Raw genomic sequence first — 18,967 nt, 5'->3', positions numbered from 1 at the left:
AATCTGCCGCTTGAATTCAGAATCTGGACTACAAGGACTCGCCCATGAAAGCGTTCGGCAAAATCCTGGGGCTGGTGCTTCTCGGGTTGTTGCTGATCATCGTGGCTCTGGGCTTCGCCCTGACCCATCTGTTCGATCCCAACGACTACAAAGACGAGATCCGTCAGCTGGCCCGCGACAAGGCCCATGTTGAGCTGACCCTCAATGGCGATATCGGCTGGAGCCTGTTCCCCTGGCTCGGCCTGGAATTGCACGAGGCCAGCATCGCCACGCTGACCAACCCCAAGACCCCATTCGCCGACTTGCAGATGCTCGGCCTATCGGTACGCGTGCTACCGCTGCTGCGTCGTGAAGTGCAGATGAGCGACGTGCGCGTCGAAGGCTTGAACCTGGTCCTGAACCGGGACGAGAACGGCCACGGCAACTGGGAAGACATCGGCAAGCCGCTGCCTGCGAAGAATCCCGATGGCTCGCCGGCCACCCCGCCGACCGCTGCGCCAGCTGACCAAGCATCCGGTCAGGACAGCGCCAACGAGCGCTCGGTCAAGCTGGACATCGACAGCCTCACCGTCAACAACGCTCGCGTGCAGTACACGGACGCCAAGACCGGACAGACGTTGACCGTCGAGAGCATCCAGTTGAGCACGGGCGCCGTCCACGAGGGCGACAACATCCCCGTCAAGGCAACCGCCTTCCTGAGCATCGGCCAGCCGAACCTCAAGGCCCGCACCGAACTGGCGGGTGGGCTGCGCTTCGATCGCAAGCTCAAGCGCTACACCTTCGAAGACATGCGCCTGAGTGGCGAGACGTCGGGCGAGCCCTTGGCAGGCAAGACCATGACATTCGCCGCCCAAGGCCAGTTGCTGGTCGACCTGGCGGCCAATGTCGCCGAATGGAACGGTCTGAAGATCTCGGCCAATCAGCTGCGTGCGCTGGGTGAACTGAACGTGCGTGACCTGGACAAGGCGCCGAGACTCAGCGGCGGGCTGTCCCTGGCCCAATTCGACCTGCGCGCCTTCCTCGACAGCATCGGCCACCCGCTGCCCGCCACGGCCGACCCGACTGCCTTCGGCAAGCTCGAGCTGGTCACCCGCCTGGAAGGCGGCCAGAACAGCCTGGCCCTGGAGGACCTGGCGGTAAAACTGGATGACAGCAACTTCAGTGGCCGAGTGGCCATCGAGGACTTCACCAAGCAAGCCCTGCGCCTGCGGCTCAAGGGCGATACGTTCAATGCCGATCGCTACCTGCCCGCCAAGAGCGAGGAAGCCAAAGGCGCCACCGCTGCGCGCCAGGCCGAAGTCAAGCAGCAGGAAGCCAGCGCCGTCGCGGGCGCCGGCGCAAGCCCGCTGCCCAATGCGCCGACCCAGGTCGCCTGGAGCAATGACAAGCTGCTGCCGGTCGATCGCTTGCGGCAGATCGACCTGCAGGCCGACCTGAGTTTCGGCGCCCTGACCCTGGACAAGCTGCCCATCAGCAACGCCAGCCTCAAGGCCAGCGGCCAGGGCGGCCTGCTGACCCTGCAGACCCTACGTGGCGGGCTCTACAACGGCGACTTCGAAGCTCATGGCACGGTCGACGTGCGTCCAGCCGTCCCGCAGATCGGGGTCGGCACGCGGATCAATCGGGTCCCGGTGGAGCACTTCATCAAGAGCGACAACCCGGACCAGGTACCACCGGTCAAGGGCCTGCTGACCCTGTCCGGCGACATGACCGCGTCCGGCAACAGCCAGAAGGCACTGATCGATACCCTCAACGGCAACGCCAGCTTCACCATCAACGATGGCGTACTGGTCAACGCCAATCTGGAACAGCAACTGTGCCAGGCCATCGCCACACTCAACCGCAAGCAGCTCAGCGGCGATCAGCGCGGCAAGGACACGCCGTTCCAGGAGCTCAAGGGCAGCCTGGTGATGCGCAATGGCGTCGCCAGCAATCCGGATCTCAAGGCACGCATTCCGGGCCTGAGCGTCAACGGCAATGGCGATCTGGACTTGCGGGTGCTGGGCATGGACTACCGCATCGGGGTGATTGTCGAAGGCGATCAGCGCGAAATGCCCGATCCCGCCTGCCAGGTCAACGAACGCTATGTCGGCGTCGAACTGCCGCTGCGCTGCCGTGGCCCGCTCGAGCTGGGCGCCAAGGCCTGTCGCCTGGACCAGGAAGGCCTGGGCAAGGTCGCGGCCAAGCTGGCGGGCAACCGCCTCAATGAAAAACTCAACGAGAAGATCGACGAGAAGCTGGGCGACAAGGTCAGTCCCGAGCTGAAGGATGCGCTCAAGGGGCTGTTCAAACGATGAGTCCCCAGCAGTTCTCCACGGCCGTGCTCGACTGGTTCGACCAACACGGCCGTCACCACCTGCCCTGGCAACAGGACATCAATCCGTACCGCGTATGGGTCTCGGAAATCATGTTGCAGCAGACCCAGGTCAGTACCGTGCTCAACTACTTCGACCGCTTCATGCAGGCCCTGCCGACCGTGCAGGCCCTGGCCGAAGCGCCGGAGGACGAAGTGCTGCACCTGTGGACCGGCCTGGGCTACTACACCCGCGCGCGCAACCTGCAGAAAGCCGCGAAGATCGTGGTCGAACACTATGCGGGGGAATTTCCGCGCAGTGTCGCACAGCTCATCGAGCTGCCAGGTATCGGTCGCTCCACCGCGGGCGCGATCGCCAGTATCAGCATGGGCCTGCGTGCGCCTATCCTCGATGGCAACGTCAAGCGGGTCCTGGCACGCTTCACGGCCCAGGCGGGTTATCCGGGCGAGCCGAAGGTGGCCAATGCGTTGTGGACAAGCGCAGAGCGCTTCACGCCTTTGACGCGGGTCAATCACTACACCCAGGCGATGATGGACCTGGGCGCCACGATCTGTACGCGCAGCAAACCCAGTTGCCTGATCTGCCCACTGCAGCGAGGCTGCGAAGCGCACATGCTCGGCCAGGAAACCCATTACCCCGAGCCCAAGCCTCGCAAGACGCTTCCACAGCGGCGCACATTGATGCCGTTGCTGGCCAACCGCGAAGGCGCCATCCTGCTTTACCGGCGCCCTTCCACAGGCCTTTGGGGCGGTCTCTGGAGCCTGCCCGAACTGGACAACCTGGAGCAGCTCGACGACCTGGCCTACCAGCACGGCCTGCGTTTGAACGAGCGCCGCCCCCTGGACGGTCTCACGCATACCTTCAGCCACTTCCAGCTGGCCATCGAACCCTGGCTGGTGCGCGTCGACCCGCTAGGCGCTCACGTGGCCGAGCCGGACTGGCTCTGGTATAACCTCGCCACCCCGCCGCGCCTGGGGCTCGCCGCTCCGGTGAAGAAACTGCTCAAACGCGCGGCCGATGAACTGATCGCAGGAGAGCCGCAATGACCCGCACCGTGATGTGCCGCAAGTACAAAGAAGAACTGCCAGGCCTGGAGCGCCCGCCCTACCCTGGCGCCAAGGGCCAGGACATCTTCGAGAACATCTCGCAGAAAGCCTGGGCGGACTGGCAGAAGGAGCAGACCATGCTCATCAACGAGAAGCGCCTGAACATGATGAACGGCGAAGACCGCAAGTTCCTCCAGGGCGAGATGGACAAGTACTTCTCGGGCGAAGACTACGCCAAGGCCGAAGGCTACGTTCCGCCTGCTCAATAGGCCGAAAATCGTAAGCGTCGGTATTGATTGAAAAAAAATTTAGAAAATTGCTTGACCCAATCCTGAAAAAGCCTTTTAATGCGCCCCGTTGCCCAGATAGCTCAGTCGGTAGAGCAGAGGATTGAAAATCCTCGTGTCGGCGGTTCGACTCCGTCTCTGGGCACCAAAACATCGAAACCCCTGAATCGAAAGATTCAGGGGTTTTTTGTTTATGCCTGGAAAAGCAGTGCGCTGGAGATGCAATGGCATGCACCTGATAGCCATCTGTCTGCTGACCACTACTCAGTCAATAAGACACCCCTTGGGTTTCCAGCCCATCTGCGATTCAATACGCCGAATTTTCCGGCTCACCAAGGATTCGCCCATGGCCACCAGCAGCAAGCAACAGAAGCGCGCCAAGCGCGCCGCCATCAAGGCCAAGCAGAACCGCATGGTGCGCAGCGGCCAAGCCGTGAAAGCCAGCGCCGGGGACAGCGCCAGCGTCGAACAGATATTCGGCAAGGCCATGGAATCGGGCAGCTACGACAGCCTGTTCGAGAAGATGAAGGAAGCCCAGGTGAACGGCCTGGTGCCGATGATTTCGGTGTTCCTGGTCGATCCGTTGCTGACTCTGGTTCTCAAGGGCCACAAGGAAGAACACGCGACCGACTACATTGTCCTGGTGTTCACCGCCTATCGCACCTGGCTGGACGGTGCCGACGAAGACACCACCATGGCCTGGCTGGAGAGCGACGAGTTCCAGGAAGCGTACGTGGCGGCCTCCGAGGTGGTGGCCAAGCAGCAGCAACAGCAAAAGCAGTTCGGCTGACAGGCTGTCTTCGCAGCCCATTTCGATAAGCGCTGCGAGCAACCCAACAAAAAAGAGGCCGCGTCCCTAATGCCAGTCACTTAAGGGAAGCAGCCGGCTCAAATGTCGGTGCTGAGCCTTCGGCTTTTGGGGTTTTCAGTGCCATTGCTGGCCTCATCGCGGGACAAGCCCGCTCGCCACAAGTGCGCGGTAGAGTAGCAAAGACCAGGCGTCCGGTGGCGAGCGGGCTTGTCCCGCGATGAGGCCAGCAGCATCATTGAAAATTCGGAAGCCGAACATCAGCCTCTCCGGACGCGGCCTTTTGTATTGCCCAGGGCAGCTTAGCTATCCAGCGCTACCCGCGCGCCAGCGTGGCCATGGGCCTTGCGCCGACGGTGTACCAGAAGGCCAGCGGCTACCACACCGACGCTCAGCAGCGTGGTGGCGATGATCTCGGCACGGTGGTCGGGACGGATCGCCATCACCACCAATACACCGATGATGAAGACGATGGCCGCCCAGGTCAGACCTGGGAACAGCCACATCTTGAAGGCGATCTGCTCGCCACGCTCTTCACGCTGGCGGCGCATGCGCAGTTGCGAAACGGCGATCACCAGATACACCAGCAGGGCGATCGCGCCGGAGCTGGCCAGCAGGAACTCGAAGACTTGGGCAGGCGCGACATAGTTGGCGATCACGGTCAGGAAGGCTGCCGCGGTAGACATCAACACTGCGCGGTGTGGGGTGCCGGCCTTGGTGGTGCGACGCGCCATGGCAGGGGCATCACCGCGCTTGCTCAAGGAAAAGAGCATGCGCGAAGCAGTGTACAGCGCGGAGTTCAGGCAACTGGTCACAGCGATCAGTACCACGATATCCACGACCAGCTTGGCATTGGGCACGCCGATCAGGGACAGCACGGTCTGGTAAGAGCCACCAGACGCCAACTCAGGACTGTTCCATGGCACGAGGGCCACGACCAGGAAGATCGACACCAGGTAGAACAGGCAGATGCGCCAGATAACGGAGTTGGTGGCACGCGTGATCTGCTTGCCCGGATCCTTCGACTCGGCAGCGGCAATGGTCACGATCTCGGTGCCCATGAAAGAGAACATGGTGGTCAACATGGCCGCCAATACGGCGCCCAGACCATTGGGCATGAAGCCCTGGGTATCGTAGAGGTGACTGGCGCCGCTGACCTGGCTGCCGGGCACCATGCCGAACATGGCGGCGCAACCGACGACGATGAAGGCGACGATGGCCAATACCTTGAGCAGCGCGAACCAGAACTCGAACTCACCGTAGTTCTTGACGCTGAACAGGTTGGTCACGGTCAAGGCCAGCGTGATGACCAGGGAGAATATCCACAGGTCCACGGCGGGGAACCAGCCATGCAGGATAGCCGCGGCAGCGTTGGCTTCCAGGGGGATCACCAAGACCCAGAACCACCAGTACAACCAGCCGATGGTAAAGCCCGCCCATGGTCCGATCGCGCGATCGGCATAGGTGGAGAACGAGCCGGTATCCGGCGAGGCGATGGCCATTTCGGCGAGCATGCGCATGACCAGGACCACCAGGGTACCGGCCGCGAGATAGGCCAGAATAACGGCAGGGCCGGCTTCCGCGATGGCATGGCCAGAACCGACGAACAGTCCGGCACCAATAACGCCAGCGATGGAAAGCATGGTCACATGCCGTTGTTTGAGCCCCTGAGCGAGGTCGTTGGAATTGTGTATACCGCTCATAAAACTACCTTTGCAAGGAGTGGACTAGGCGTACTGGCTTGAGCTGACCACGCTGAATCGTTCAAGCTCGCATACATCCGTTACCCTACCCCTGGCAATTACCGCGCCATGCCAAGTCGACTTCCGTCCGATAATCCGCACACCCCCGTGCAATAAGGCTTACAGGCCTTTCGGCCATTGAGTGACCGAATGCCCCTCGGATCTTGTCGAACAATCAAGATTACTGAAATACTCACTTACAAACGCGCCAAAGGTGCCCCTAGGTAACACCCATGCACAAAAATGAGGCAAGAAGGGTGTCACCTTTGGCGCAACCTGCGCTCGATAAACTGCCGACCGAGTGCCACCTGCCCAGAAACGGCTTCCCAGACCTTCCCAAAACTGGCACCATCGCGCCTTTTTTCATCAGGGGCCTGGCGCCGGACCGAGCCTTTGCCGGACATCCGCGCGACAGTGTGCTGCAACGATGCGACACCTGCCCCGCCAGCGCCCTGTTGCCCCTGCGACCTGGTTGGCTGTCATTCCGCCGCTATGCTAGCGTGGCGCTCGCCAGGAAGGCCGCCAACAGCTGGGACCGCCCCCGAATACATGAGGACCGCACATGGCTCAGGCCACGCCCGCGCTTGAAATCCGCAACCTGCACAAACGCTACGGTGAGCAGGAGATACTCAAGGGCATTTCGCTGACCGCTCGTGACGGTGATGTGATCTCGATCCTCGGGTCGTCGGGATCCGGCAAGTCCACCCTGCTGCGCTGCATCAACCTGCTGGAGAACCCGCACAAGGGCGAGATCCTCGTCGCGGGAGAAACGCTCAAGCTCAAGCCCGCCAAGAACGGCGAGCTGTTCGCTGCCGACAATCGCCAGATCAACCGGCTGCGCAGCGAGATCGGCTTCGTCTTCCAGAATTTCAACCTTTGGCCGCACATGTCGGTCCTCGACAATATCATCGAGGCACCCCGTCGCGTGCTGGGCCAGAGCAAGGCCGAGGCCATCGAGCATGCCGAAGCGCTGCTGGCCAAGGTCGGCATCCACGACAAGCGCCATGCCTATCCGGCGCAACTCTCCGGTGGCCAGCAGCAACGTGCCGCGATTGCCCGCACCCTGGCCATGAAACCCAAGGTCATCCTGTTCGACGAGCCGACCTCGGCCCTCGATCCGGAAATGGTCCAGGAAGTGCTTAACGTAATCCGCGCGCTCGCCGAAGAAGGCCGTACCATGCTGCTGGTGACGCACGAAATGGGCTTCGCCCGCCAGGTGTCCAGTGAAGTCGTCTTCCTGCACCAGGGGCTGGTCGAGGAGCAAGGATCGCCGCAGCAGGTTTTCGATAACCCGAACTCGGCGCGTTGTAAGCAATTCATGTCCAGCAACCGCTAACGGAGCAACACATGCATACCTACAAGAAACTCCTTCTGGCAGCTGCCGCCTCGCTGGTGTTTTCGGCCAACGCCATGGCTGCGGAAAAATTGCGCATGGGTATCGAGGCGGCCTATCCGCCGTTCAACAACAAGGACGCCAGCGGTCAGGTTGTCGGCTTCGACAAGGACATCGGCGATGCCTTGTGCGCCAAGATGAAAGCCGAGTGCGAAGTGGTCACCTCCGACTGGGACGGCATCATCCCGGCCCTGAACGCCAAGAAGTTCGACTTCCTGGTCTCCTCGCTGTCGATCACCGACGAACGCAAGCAGGCCGTCGACTTCACCGATCGCTACTACTCCAACAAGCTGCAGTTCATCGCACCGAAGAACGTCGACTTCAAGACCGACAAGGCTTCGCTCAAGGGCAAGATCATCGGCACCCAGCGCGCCACCCTGGCCGGTAGCTGGCTTGAAGACAACTACGGCAGCGACATCGACATCAAGCTCTACGATACCCAGGAAAATGCCTACCTCGACCTGACCTCGGGCCGCGTCGACGCCATCCTAGCCGACAAGTACGTCAACTATGACTGGCTCAAGACCGATGCCGGCAAGAACTACGAGTTCAAGGGCGACCCGGTTGTCGAGAGCGACGAGATCGGCATCGCCGTGCGCAAGGGTGACGACAAGCTGCGCACCCGGCTGAACGCCGCCCTGAAAGAAATCATTGCCGACGGTACGTACAAGAAGATCAACGACAAGTACTTTCCGTTCGATATCTATTGATTCGCCCGACCCGCGCCGCCCACGGGCGGTGCCGGTCCCTTGAACACACCTGCCCATGACTATCGACCTACACGGATTCGGTCCGGCCTTGCTGGCCGGCACCCTGATGACCGTCAAACTGGCGCTCTGCGCCTTGCTGCTGGGGCTAGTCCTCGGCCTGCTCGGCGCCCTGGCCAAGACTTCTCCGCTCAAGCCGCTGCAATGGCTTGGCGGCACCTACTCGACCCTGGTTCGTGGCATTCCCGAACTGCTCTGGGTCCTGCTGATCTATTTCGGCACCGTCAGCCTGATGAACACGCTGGGCGAGGCCTTGCACCTTCCCGGCCTGGAGCTGAACGCCTTCGCCGCGGGCGTCATCGCCCTCGGCCTGTGTTTCGGCGCCTACGCCACCGAAGTATTTCGCGGCGCGATCCTGGCCATTCCCAAAGGTCACCGTGAAGCCGGCCTGGCCCTGGGCCTGTCCCGTGGACGTATCCTCTCGCGGATCATCCTTCCACAGATGTGGCGCATCGCCCTGCCAGGGCTTGGCAACCTGTTCATGATCCTCATGAAAGATACCGCCCTGGTCTCGGTGATCGGCCTGGAAGAAATCATGCGCCATTCGCAAAACGCCGTGACAGTGACCAAGGAGCCCTTCGCCTTCTACATGGTCGCCGCCTTCATCTACCTGGGCCTGACCGTCCTGGCCATGACCGGCATGTACTTCATGGAAAAACGCGCCGCTCGCGGCTTCGCGAGGGCCAGCCAATGAACTGGGAAGTCATCATCAAGTGGCTGCCACGCCTGGCCCAGGGCGCGACCCTGACCCTTGAGCTGGTCGCCATCGCGGTCATCGCCGGCCTGATCCTGGCCATCCCGCTGGGCATCGCTCGCGCCTCGCGCAACGGGTACGTGCGCGCCCTGCCCTATGGCTACATCTTCTTCTTCCGCGGCACGCCGCTGCTGGTACAGCTGTTTCTGGTGTACTACGGCCTGGCACAGTTCGATGCCGTGCGTGGCAGCTCGCTCTGGCCATACCTGCGCGATCCATTCTGGTGCACGGTACTGACGATGACCCTGCACACGGCGGCCTATATCGCCGAGATCCTGCGCGGGGCTCTACAGGCGATCCCCCGTGGCGAGATCGAAGCAGCGCGGGCGCTGGGCATGTCGCAGGCCAAGACCCTGGTGCACATCATGCTGCCGCGCGCCGCGCGAATCGGCCTGCCGGCCTACAGCAACGAAGTGATCCTGATGCTCAAGGCCAGCGCCCTGGCCAGCACCGTGACCCTGCTGGAACTCACCGGCATGGCCAGGACCATCATTGCCCGCACCTATCTGCCGGTAGAGATCTTCTTTGCCGCGGGGCTATTCTACCTGTTGATCTCCTTCTTCCTGGTGCAAGGCTTCAAGCTGCTCGAGCGCTGGTTGCGCGTCGACGCCTGCCAGGGCCGCTGACCCTCTCGGGGCTGGTGACAGCCCCGCTTCCCGACGATCGCCCATGAGCACGACCGCTTTCCTCCAGGATGAACAACTGCTCGAGCGCTTCCAGGCACTCGACCCGTTCATCTGCCGGCACCAGCACCTGTGGCGACCCCGCCCGTTCATGCACCTGCGCATGCCATGGGAAGACCAGTACCCCGATTTGTCGAATTGGCTGCGCCAGCGTTCGCTAAAGGATGCCGAAGCGGCTGAAGCACATCTGGAGGCCTTGCCCGCGCCCTTGTTCGAGCTGGCCGCTCGATCCCGGCAGCTTTCCGAGATTGGTGTGTTGCCCGATGTCGGCCTGCACCCCGCCGGGCATCGTCTGGATGTGCATGTCCCCGGTCGCAAGTGGCAACAGATCGAAGCCTTCACCCAACGCCTGGCCTTCGCTGATCAGCCGCGGCATTGGCTCGACTGGTGCTCTGGCAAAGGCCACCTCGGCCGACGCCTGCTGCAACCCGGCCAGCGCTTGACCTGCCTGGAGTACGATGCCGAACTGGTCGCAGCGGGTCAGAGCCTCAGCGATCATCATCATCTGCCTGCCTTGCATGTTCACCAGGACGTCCTTGCACCCGACAGCGTCCATTATCTGGACATCGACAAGAGCGTGGTCGCTCTTCACGCCTGCGGCGATCTGCATGTACGCCTGCTCCAATTGGCCAGCCGGCAAGGCTGTCGCCAGGTGGCGCTGGCACCGTGCTGCTACAACCGTACCCAAGCCGAGGTGTACCGGCCGCTATCTTCCGCAGCCGCGGATTCCTCGCTGGAGCTGACCCTGAGTGATCTGGGCCTGCCCATGAGCGAGGCCGTCACCTCCAGCGCCCGCGTCCGCCGCCAGCGCGACCGCTCCATGGCCCGCCGTCTCGGTTTCGACCTGTTGCAACGCGAGCAACGGCGGAGCGATGACTACCTGCCCACGCCCTCGTTGCCGGTGAGCTGGCTGGAGAAGCCCTTCGGACAATATTGCCGCGACCTTGCTGAGCTCAAGGGATTCACGGTGGAGGACGAGCCTGACTGGAGCGAACTGGAAGCAGCAGGTTGGCAGCGCCTGGCGCAGGTCCGCAATCTGGAACGGGTACGTAATCTTTTTCGGCGCCCATTGGAAGTCTGGCTGGTCCTGGACCGAGCCTTGTTTCTTCGTGAACAGAATTATCGGGTGCGCTTGGGCGAATTCTGCGAACGACCCCTTACTCCGCGCAACCTGATGATCCTCGCAGAGCGCGACTGATTGCCGCGGGTGACGGTGGACAGCCTGTGGATAAGTCTGTGCACAAGCTTTTGATGAGGTGTGGATTTGCTGGGGACCATAGGGTATTCAGAACCTTTTCATTATTCCTTTCGATAACTGAAAACCAGCAAAAACAGGCATTTGCGCAAAGACCGACGGTATGGGGCGTTGGCATGGGCTATTGGAAGAACTGACATTCATTTTGTGCATAAGGTTTTTGAAGCGCGTGCCTGTAAGCCTGGATATGGCCTTTCAGGTCGGGAAAATTCCGGTTCTTGCAGCGAAAAAGGGTCGGTTGGTCCTACGCTGGTGCGGAGTTATCGGAACAGTCTTGCACGATTTATGGAGGTTTCTGGCCAGCGCTCCCTTGGCTGATTTCTTATCATCCCGTGCTCTGAATCAGGTTCCTTCCTTCCAGGCGAGGGACGATTCCTCTTGGATGGTAGATGAACCTGGAAGCCACCTTTCACCATGGGTGTACCTCGTGAACCAAATCTCGCTTATACCGTTGTTGATGCTGCCTCTGCTATTGATCGGCTGCCACAGTCCTACAGCTCCGTCGTCTTCTCTCGAATGGGACGCGCCATGCATGGAGTTGGGCGGCGATCATGGGTTGCCCTTGCATCCAATAGCGCCACCCTCGAAGCGTAATGCGGACAACCACAAGCTGTTTTTCAACCCCGGACGGGTGGAGGCAGGCGGGGCACAGATCGGCGGCAGATGATAGGAAAAATCTCCTTTGGCGCTGGTGACTTAGAGATTTTCAGTACAAATGCAAGGAAGTGGTTTACAGCAGCCAACCGATCGCTATAATGACGCCCCATTGCCGGTATAGCTCAGTCGGTAGAGCAACTGACTTGTAATCAGTAGGTCCCGGGTTCGACTCCTGGTGCCGGCACCATATTTATCAGGGTGTTACGCGCGTTTCTTCATGTAGATACGGCAGTACGCGTAACAACCGACATAACAAGAGGCGTGCGTCAGCGCAGATCTGCGTGTCACCCTCCACCAGCCTCCCCCTAGGGGCGACCGCCGTTTGATGTTGACCCATCGGAAAAAGGTTAGGTCGGTTAGTTTTTTGGCGAACAGGCTGCGTCCCTCTCCCTTTCTGGCTTCCAGAAGACCTGTAAAAGTTAGGTTTTGGTTAAATATTGGTAATTTACTAACCTTTATCTATAGTCAGTTCCTCAAAAATAAAACCCTTTAAAATCAGGCACTTGAGAATCCCTAACCTCAATCCTAACTATTCCTAACCGTCCAAAGTTAGCGACCAAGCCCAGCAAATCCGGGCACTTGAGATCCACCAAAGCCCTCTCAACTAAAACTTACCTTTTTCCCACGGCTCCCCCGAGAACGAGACGGCACAACCCCCCTTCGCCACCAAAACACCCCGGCCGCAGGGATTCGCAGAAGTCCCCCACCCCCCATCGCCTGCCCAAGCCCAGACACGGGGCGGCTTGACCCTGGCTGCAGGGGCGCGGAAATTCCGACACGTTTAGCCCGCAGGCGTGGCGGGGGGACGAGGGCGCGCGCCGGGTACCGGATGGTGGCCATCTCCATTGCTTAGTGCAGCCGCCCGAAGGCATCCTCGATGAAGCCGAAGACGTATTGGACGAGATTCTGTAAGGAGTACAGCGATGAACGCAGCACAGCAACTGATCCCAGTTCCATTCTACGAAGACACGGTGTTGCTGGTCGGCCGAGACAATGAGCCGTATGTGGCAATGAAGCCACTTGTGGTGAACATAGGCTTGGATTGGCACAGCCAGCGCACCAAGATCAATGACCGCTTCCACGCAAGTGTGGTGGAAATCACCTCAGTTGCTGAGGATGGAAAGCTGAGAGGGATGACCTGCCTCCCTCTGCGCAAGCTGCCAGCCTGGCTTTACTCAATCAGCCCAAACAAAGTGAAGCCTGAGCTGCGTGAGAAGATCACGCGCTACCAGAACGAATGCGACGATGCGCTGTGGGACTACTGGACAAAGGGCTGCGCTGTAAATCCTGGCGCACAGCCAGCCTCCACTCGTATTTCCAATCATCGTCTGCGTCTGTCTTTGGCCAAAGAGCTATATCGGACCCGCGATCGGGAGCTGCGTCTGTTGATTCATCAACAGTTGGCTGACGTGTCCAACGCTCTGGGCCTGCCAGTACCGGACCTGGACAGTCTCGGTCATGCTTCGCCCAAGACTCCACACGAAGTGCAACCGTTCTGGCAGGCCCTGGCCTATCTGGACGGCAAAGACATCACCTACAACCACGCACGCTCCCAGAATCTGATTGCAGTGAATTTTCCGGAGTTGGCCCGGATGCTGATCGAGGTCGGCCATCCGATGCGTTTCGACAGCACCCTTCGACAGGCGCTCAGGCAAAGTACCTCGCCTCGCTGTCTGCATAAGAACCGTGCGGTGCACAGCGGCATCACAGGCAAGACCATAAAATGCTGGGTGTTCGAGCGCTCTTGAAGCTCCCCGCTCCAGTGCACCTACGGCGCAATCCGAGAGAGGCCGCAGCTTAACACTCAAAGCATTGTGCCGAAGGCCAGTGGCCACTACGCTATTGCGTGGAAATCACTATGGATTATTAGCAAATGAGTCATTACTCCCCATTTCAAAAATCGCTATTTGATCTTCTTCCTAGCGACCTCAAAGCTCTGCGTAATACAGCAGAGGGATGGTATATCGAATACAAGCAGGAAGTGCCGAAATCAGAATCCATAGCAAAATCTATTGCCGCGATGGCAAATAGTTACGGTGGCTGGATCTTTTATGGCGTACAAGAGGAAAGTAAAAGCAATTCGGTAGCCGGCGCATTCCCTGGAGTTAACATTAGTGATGCCGACGCATCACTGCAAAAAATACGGCAAGCTGTCGCAGGAGCACTTAACCCACACTGCCATTATGAAGCGAGGGCGATAAATGGACCTTGCAATGAGATAGGGCTAGACGATCAAAAGTGTATCATCTGCATAGCGGTGCCACAGAGCATCGAAGCACCTCACGTTCATAGCAAAGGCGTAATTTATCGTCGAATAGCTGACGGGTCAGAACCTGTAGCTGAAACAGATAGACATATGATTGATAAAATGTTTCAGCGATCCAAGGACACCATTGATTCATTCAAAGATTGGATAGATCGAAAGCCTGAACTATCTGAAAGCGAATCTGACTTTCCGTTTCTCAGGCTAATGATAGTACCCAACCTCTGGAAAATGCCCAGATCAAATTTCTTGTTCAATGTAGACATGGTAAAAAACACGCTCAATCGCGCCGAGGGACGTCGCTCATCTCTACCATTTGAGACGATATATACTTCATCGAAAGGGATCGTCGCGCGGCAATGCATCAACTCAAATCCAACTTCTACAGGCCTAACATGGCACATCTTCCCAGACCTTAGTGGTGAGATACTGATACCATTTAGTTTTGCAAGCGGATCAACCTTAACCATAGAAAGCAACCTGCACAAACACGACCACTGCGACGAGTTCATCCAGATACTGGAACGAGCGAAGATAGATCAAACAAAGGTAGTGAATTTAAGCATTCTATTTAGCTTGTTAATGGGGATAATTGAAGCTCAAAGAGCTCTTCAAAAACAAGCGAAATGGCCGTTGAGCTTCTATAGTAAATCTCAACTGCTTAACGTCTGGCGCACAATTCCTTACATAGATTGCGAATTTTTCATTAAGAGAATATCGGAAAATGGCATTCCGATCTGCCTTACAAACGAAAGTATCTCCCCACCCGGTTCGCACCCTGATGACTTTTGGTACACCAGAGATACGAGCGAGGAGGCTGATGAGCAATCCCAAGTAATCCTTCAAACCATTTGGACATTAATACCTATTGCAGAAGCCTTTGGGATACCTCTGCGACACCTACTCAATGAAGATTATGAGGCAGACTGGGACCAATCGGGCTTCATAAGCGTTCTTTTACAACTCCAAAATACAGGAATCAAAACGAGCAACATAAAATAAATAGGACGCCATGGCTTAAATTAAAGCCATGGCACCAACACTCAGCCATTTGTAAAATATCAAACCGCAATCTAAACTAGACATTTAATTGGCCTCATTCGAAGCATCGCCACAATAGGCAATCATGTTCGAGCGTCATTTACCATGATCATTGTTAGAAAACCAACTACCCAGTGGGCACCGCACGATAGATAATGGAGAGTATATGGAAGTTGAGACAACACTTAAGTGGATCGGGGCGATTTTAGCGCTTTCAGGTTGGACCAAGGTCTACTTAGACCACATTGGAACTCGACCAAAATTTGTAGGCCGAATATTAGGCGTACTCAAGGGGCAGTTAACCTATGAGGGAACCATATACACAAGCTTACTTCTGTACCCATATATTACCAACGCCAGAAAGAATGAGGTTCACATTCTTGAGTACAAACTTTTCTACAAGGAAAGATGGTACAGCACTTGGAAGCGTGCCGCGAGAGCTTATGGACTAGAAAACATCAAGATAAATTCAACCTCCATAGGGGGCGAATCTATAAGCCTTGGCAATCTAAAAGAACAGCTGATTTACGCTAAGGGCGGGATAGTAAAGCATGGCGTCCCCTTGCATGGATGGGCTCCTTTCTTAGGGCCAACTAATTTGTACACAATCAACGGGCACAAATATAAGCTAATCCTTACAGATGCATTTGGAAAAAAACATTCAATAGTGCTAGCAAAGAACAAGGGCATGGATCCTCAAATACTCATGGAACTGTCAACCACTTCACTGCCAGCACACATGTTCGACGAAGACTTGCGCAAAAGAAAAATGGAAGTTCAGCCGAAATAGATCTACCTCAGCAAAAATATATAACACAACCCAAGAAACAAGCTTTATCAAAAGTCATAAGATAACGAAGTCAACGGCGCCTATGTAAGGCGCCTGATCGAACTCTTACACTTGGTACTCCGAGCCACCAATTTCATATGGCTTAAAGCGCACCACCTCCTCCCCTAGCCAGTCGTTAATCTGCAAAAGCCTGGCCTGCTCAGGCTCCAGCTCGTTCATGGCCCAAACCTGAGTTGCGTCACGGACCGAACCGAAGCCGCCCGCGTTCTGCGGCACCACGCCCATCAGCTGGGGTGGTATGCGTAGCATGGCCAGCTGGTCGTCGCGGCTGATGTTCTTGATGGTGCCGAAGTCATCCTTGGCGGCGACCTCGCTGATCGGGATCAGCTGGATTCCATCCTTCTTCCCGTTCGGCGCGTACATGAACAGGTTGCGGAAGTTGCCCGGCCCCTTGCTGTTCTTCATGGCCTTGCGCAAGTCATCGACGAAGTCCTCATTGTGGGCAGCGTCGGTCATGTACAGGATGAAGCCGGCATGACTGCCGTTCTGGTAGTACTTCCGGCGGAACAGGGTGGCGGCCTCATTGAGCAGCGCCGACTGCAGCGCCGGTAGCCACTCTGGTAGCCCGTACACTTCCTGGTTGATACCCGAGCAGAGAAGCAACAGGCCAGCGGCCACCGGGACGAAGCAATGCTCGACATCTATGACCACAGCCTCCCTCTGGTTGACCCCTCCGATACGCCAAAGCGCCCCCACCCCCTTGCGTAACAAGCCCTCACAACCCCCTGAAAACACTGGTTTTTCAGGCGTTAGCGCGTAACAAGAAAGTGACGTAACTCGTTGATTTCATTGTTGTGTGCAGGTGCCTTGTAATCAGTAGGTCCCGGGTTCGACTCCTGGTGCCGCACCATACAAGGTTCCATAGAAAGCTTTCAAAATCTCTGTAACCCCCGAAAAACCCGCCTTCTGGCGGGTTTTTTCGTTTTGGCGTTCGAGACTGTCAGTTTTTTTGTGTGCGTGCCCTTTTATTTTCCTCAAGGCGCACGGGCATTAGAAATGCTGACAGCAGATCGCTTTGACGCTTTTTCAAGGTACCAAAACAGGTAGTCCTGTTCGCTTGTGAAGAGCGATCCGCTTTCTCCTTCCGACATGCTTACCGTCAATGTCACGCTCATTCGAACATCCCCTGGACTTCTTCCAGTGTGGGCATCACAGCGGTGATGACCTGCAGCTCGCTGTCCAACGCCGCCAGGACGCGAGCATAAGAAGCCATTCCCACGGAGAGATTGCCCTGCTCGATTGCGATGACTTTTTGTCGAGTCATCTCCGCAGCGCAGCCACTTGTGCCTGGGTAAGGCCCCGGTTCAAGCGCCGTTTTTTTGATCTGCTGCCCAAAGCATTGAGTGATCAGAGCGTGATCCATGTCTCGTATACATGACCTGGATTTACATCAACCAGATTTGACGTAGGAGGCTCGAGATCTGACTTGCTAACTGTCCCGAGCCGATTAAAGTATCTATTCGGCTCAAAAAATGAGCCGAATAGCGTTTGTATTCGGCTCACTTCAGAGACGTGAATGGATAGTCCAAACTGGATCTGGCAACAGCCAGCATGGCCTGCCTTTAAATGGCAAGCGGAAAAGCTTGATGGCCTTCTTCGTCAATGCCTTCATGACCAAGGGCGCCTGTTGGGAAAAATGGGGTCGATTGGCGATGAACACAGCCAACAGAGCATGCTCGATGCTTTGCTTCAAAACATCATCACTTCGTCCGCCATCGAAGGTGAGGCATTGAACGCAGCTTCGGTACGATCATCATTGGCGCGTCGCCTGGGTGTGGCTGAAAGCACCACCGTTCGGCACACTCCTCGCAGCGAGGGCCTTGCAGAGTTGATGGTCGACGCTACCCGGCATAATTCACAGCCGTTGACCCTGGAGCGCCTGTTGCACTGGCATGACCTGCTCTTCCCAGGCCAGAAGGACTCGCTGTCGACTGCTCTCACCAACGTTGGAGCGCTGCGAGGAGATGAGCCGATGCAGGTGGTCTCAAGAAGACTGGACAGGCCTACCGTGCATTTCGAAGCTCCGCCACGTACGGGCCTCGAGCGGGAACTGAGTCTGTTCATCGAGTGGTTCAACATCGAGAGCAAAACCCTGGATCCCCTGATCAGGGCCGGGGTTGCTCATCTCTGGTTCGTCACATTGCACCCATTCGATGACGGTAATGGCCGCCTGACACGTGCACTGACCGATCTCGCACTCGCCCAGGGCGAACACCAGGCGATCCGTTTTTATGCGATGTCGGCCAGTATTCTTGATAAGCGCCAAAGCTATTTCCAGATTCTGGAACGGACTCAGAAAGGTATGCTGGATGTCACGGAATGGCTTGTATGGTTCTTGGAAACCCTACTGGCGGCGTTGAATCAGGCGATGGTGGAAATCGACCAGGTGTTGATGAAAACCCGATTTTGGCAGACACATCGTTCGAAACCGTTGTCTGCGGAGCAGTTGAAGGTTATCAATCGGTTGCTCGATGGTGGGCCTAAGGGTTTCGAGGGTGGGATCAGTGCCACTCAGTATCAGGCTGTCGCGAAGGTGAGCAAGGCGACCGCTACCAGGCATCTGGCGGATCTGTTGGACAAGGGACTATTGCGGCGTCTTCCTGGAGGTGGACGGAGTACAAGGTATGAGATAGCGGAGGATTGAGCGTAGGTGACAAGGCAGCATAAGGATGGGGCGCTCTAAGTAATGCTAGCCAGCTGAGGGAAAGCAGTCGTTTCACGTGCTGGCGCTTAGCCTTCGGCTTCTGGAATTTCCAGTGACATTGCTGGCCTATCGCGGGACAAGCCCGCTCGCCACCGGTGCGTGGTGTTCCCTGTGGCGAGCGGGCTTGTCCCGCGATAGGCCAGCAGTGTCACTGAAGAATGTGGAAGCTAAACAAGAACGCCAGCCAACGAAATTTGATGGCTTTTCCTTAACTGACCAGCATTAAGCGCTAGGCGGTTTTTCCACCACTAACGATTTGGCGGTATGCATTGCCAGGCGAGTCCCTCGGACTCGATCACAGGCGTCCCGGCAAGCCAGGAAAATCGGTGTGTACCCAGTTCTCAAGGTATGAATGGAATCTGTAGAAGAATTCCCATGCATCCCAGCCTATCAAGAGCCCAC

General features: G+C 57.5%; 14 protein-coding genes, 2 tRNA genes and 2 pseudogenes. 15 read left to right on the top strand and 3 right to left on the bottom strand.

Annotated elements, in window-relative coordinates; genetic code table 11:
- Positions 1 to 44 precede the first annotated feature (44 nt).
- The 5 genes from G7009_RS11095 to G7009_RS11075 all read left to right on the top strand — a co-directional run bounded on the left by G7009_RS11095 (position 45) and on the right by G7009_RS11075 (position 4,438).
- Positions 45 to 2,297, top strand: coding sequence for an AsmA family protein (locus G7009_RS11095; protein ID WP_181130118.1), 2,253 nt, complete (start codon positions 45 to 47; stop codon positions 2,295 to 2,297).
- Positions 2,294 to 3,361, top strand: coding sequence for an A/G-specific adenine glycosylase (mutY, locus tag G7009_RS11090; protein WP_181130117.1), 1,068 nt, complete (start codon positions 2,294 to 2,296; stop codon positions 3,359 to 3,361). Before G7009_RS11095 ends, mutY begins: the two co-directional genes overlap by 4 nt.
- Positions 3,358 to 3,630: an oxidative damage protection protein gene (locus tag G7009_RS11085; protein ID WP_181130116.1), complete on the top strand. Its 273-nt coding sequence runs from the start codon at positions 3,358 to 3,360 to the stop codon at positions 3,628 to 3,630. Before mutY ends, G7009_RS11085 begins: the two co-directional genes overlap by 4 nt.
- 90 nt (positions 3,631 to 3,720) lie before the next feature.
- Positions 3,721 to 3,796, top strand: a tRNA-Phe gene (locus G7009_RS11080).
- A 198-nt stretch (positions 3,797 to 3,994) separates the two neighbouring features.
- Entirely contained in the window at positions 3,995 to 4,438 is a 444-nt protein-coding gene (locus G7009_RS11075) for a hypothetical protein (protein ID WP_181130115.1), read from the top strand.
- 320 nt (positions 4,439 to 4,758) lie between these two features.
- Here the strand turns inward: G7009_RS11075 and gabP are convergent, their stop codons facing one another.
- Positions 4,759 to 6,159, bottom strand: a complete 1,401-nt coding sequence (gabP, locus tag G7009_RS11070) for a GABA permease (RefSeq protein ID WP_181130114.1) — start codon at positions 6,157 to 6,159, stop codon at positions 4,759 to 4,761.
- A 601-nt stretch (positions 6,160 to 6,760) separates the two neighbouring features.
- Between gabP and G7009_RS11065 the strand changes: the two genes are divergently transcribed.
- From G7009_RS11065 to G7009_RS11025, 9 genes are all read left to right on the top strand, one after another.
- Positions 6,761 to 7,534, top strand: a complete 774-nt coding sequence (locus G7009_RS11065; protein ID WP_181130113.1) for an ABC transporter ATP-binding protein — start codon at positions 6,761 to 6,763, stop codon at positions 7,532 to 7,534.
- 11 nt (positions 7,535 to 7,545) lie between these two features.
- Entirely contained in the window at positions 7,546 to 8,301 is a 756-nt protein-coding gene (locus tag G7009_RS11060; RefSeq protein ID WP_181130112.1) for an ABC transporter substrate-binding protein, read from the top strand.
- Between the two features lie 55 nt (positions 8,302 to 8,356).
- The gene (locus tag G7009_RS11055) at positions 8,357 to 9,052 is read left to right on the top strand and encodes an ABC transporter permease (protein WP_181130111.1); all 696 of its coding nucleotides are present in this window, start codon (positions 8,357 to 8,359) and stop codon (positions 9,050 to 9,052) included.
- Positions 9,049 to 9,738 (top strand): ABC transporter permease, encoded by a 690-nt coding sequence (locus G7009_RS11050; protein WP_181130110.1) that lies wholly within the window; start codon positions 9,049 to 9,051, stop codon positions 9,736 to 9,738. The genes G7009_RS11055 and G7009_RS11050 overlap by 4 nt, the downstream gene beginning before the upstream one ends.
- Positions 9,739 to 9,781: 43 nt before the next feature.
- A complete protein-coding gene (locus G7009_RS11045) occupies positions 9,782 to 10,993 on the top strand; it encodes a methyltransferase (protein WP_181130109.1) in 1,212 nt (403 codons plus the stop codon).
- Positions 10,994 to 11,818: 825 nt separating this feature from the next.
- Positions 11,819 to 11,894: transfer RNA gene (locus tag G7009_RS11040), tRNA-Thr, on the top strand.
- Between the two features lie 736 nt (positions 11,895 to 12,630).
- On the top strand, positions 12,631 to 13,455 hold the full coding sequence (locus G7009_RS11035; RefSeq protein ID WP_181130108.1) for a phage antirepressor N-terminal domain-containing protein: 825 nt from the start codon (positions 12,631 to 12,633) through the stop codon (positions 13,453 to 13,455).
- Positions 13,456 to 13,580: 125 nt separating this feature from the next.
- Entirely contained in the window at positions 13,581 to 14,972 is a 1,392-nt protein-coding gene (locus G7009_RS11030; protein ID WP_181130107.1) for an AlbA family DNA-binding domain-containing protein, read from the top strand.
- A gap of 205 nt (positions 14,973 to 15,177) precedes the next feature.
- Positions 15,178 to 15,801 carry a hypothetical protein gene (locus G7009_RS11025; protein WP_181130106.1) on the top strand — a complete coding sequence of 208 codons (624 nt, stop codon included), beginning with the start codon at positions 15,178 to 15,180 and terminating at the stop codon, positions 15,799 to 15,801.
- A 105-nt stretch (positions 15,802 to 15,906) separates the two neighbouring features.
- Here the strand turns inward: G7009_RS11025 and G7009_RS11020 are convergent.
- Positions 15,907 to 16,446 (bottom strand): annotated as a pseudogene (locus tag G7009_RS11020) (phage portal protein); the annotation flags it as partial.
- 526 nt (positions 16,447 to 16,972) lie between these two features.
- Positions 16,973 to 17,224, bottom strand: a pseudogene (locus G7009_RS11015) (helix-turn-helix domain-containing protein).
- A 153-nt stretch (positions 17,225 to 17,377) separates the two neighbouring features.
- On the opposite strand from G7009_RS11015, the gene G7009_RS11010 reads away from it, so the two are divergent.
- On the top strand, positions 17,378 to 18,505 hold the full coding sequence (locus tag G7009_RS11010) for a Fic family protein (RefSeq protein WP_181130104.1): 1,128 nt from the start codon (positions 17,378 to 17,380) through the stop codon (positions 18,503 to 18,505).
- Positions 18,506 to 18,967: the final 462 nt, after the last annotated feature.

The sequence above is a fragment of the Pseudomonas capeferrum genome, assembly GCF_013523055.1.
Classification (GTDB): Bacteria; Pseudomonadota; Gammaproteobacteria; order Pseudomonadales; family Pseudomonadaceae; genus Aquipseudomonas; species Aquipseudomonas capeferrum_A.
The sequence above is the reverse complement of the archived record's forward strand: the minus strand, read 5'-3'. Positions and strand labels throughout refer to the sequence as shown.

Coding starts and splice junctions, on each gene's coding strand:
- G7009_RS11095 (WP_181130118.1), top strand. CDS start 45: ATGAAAGCGTTCGGCAAAATCCTGGGGCTGGTGCTTCTCGGGTTGTTG.
- mutY (WP_181130117.1), top strand. CDS start 2,294: ATGAGTCCCCAGCAGTTCTCCACGGCCGTGCTCGACTGGTTCGACCAA.
- G7009_RS11085 (WP_181130116.1), top strand. CDS start 3,358: ATGACCCGCACCGTGATGTGCCGCAAGTACAAAGAAGAACTGCCAGGC.
- G7009_RS11075 (WP_181130115.1), top strand. CDS start 3,995: ATGGCCACCAGCAGCAAGCAACAGAAGCGCGCCAAGCGCGCCGCCATC.
- gabP (WP_181130114.1), bottom strand. CDS start 6,159: ATGAGCGGTATACACAATTCCAACGACCTCGCTCAGGGGCTCAAACAA.
- G7009_RS11065 (WP_181130113.1), top strand. CDS start 6,761: ATGGCTCAGGCCACGCCCGCGCTTGAAATCCGCAACCTGCACAAACGC.
- G7009_RS11060 (WP_181130112.1), top strand. CDS start 7,546: ATGCATACCTACAAGAAACTCCTTCTGGCAGCTGCCGCCTCGCTGGTG.
- G7009_RS11055 (WP_181130111.1), top strand. CDS start 8,357: ATGACTATCGACCTACACGGATTCGGTCCGGCCTTGCTGGCCGGCACC.
- G7009_RS11050 (WP_181130110.1), top strand. CDS start 9,049: ATGAACTGGGAAGTCATCATCAAGTGGCTGCCACGCCTGGCCCAGGGC.
- G7009_RS11045 (WP_181130109.1), top strand. CDS start 9,782: ATGAGCACGACCGCTTTCCTCCAGGATGAACAACTGCTCGAGCGCTTC.
- G7009_RS11035 (WP_181130108.1), top strand. CDS start 12,631: ATGAACGCAGCACAGCAACTGATCCCAGTTCCATTCTACGAAGACACG.
- G7009_RS11030 (WP_181130107.1), top strand. CDS start 13,581: ATGAGTCATTACTCCCCATTTCAAAAATCGCTATTTGATCTTCTTCCT.
- G7009_RS11025 (WP_181130106.1), top strand. CDS start 15,178: ATGGAAGTTGAGACAACACTTAAGTGGATCGGGGCGATTTTAGCGCTT.
- G7009_RS11010 (WP_181130104.1), top strand. CDS start 17,378: ATGGATAGTCCAAACTGGATCTGGCAACAGCCAGCATGGCCTGCCTTT.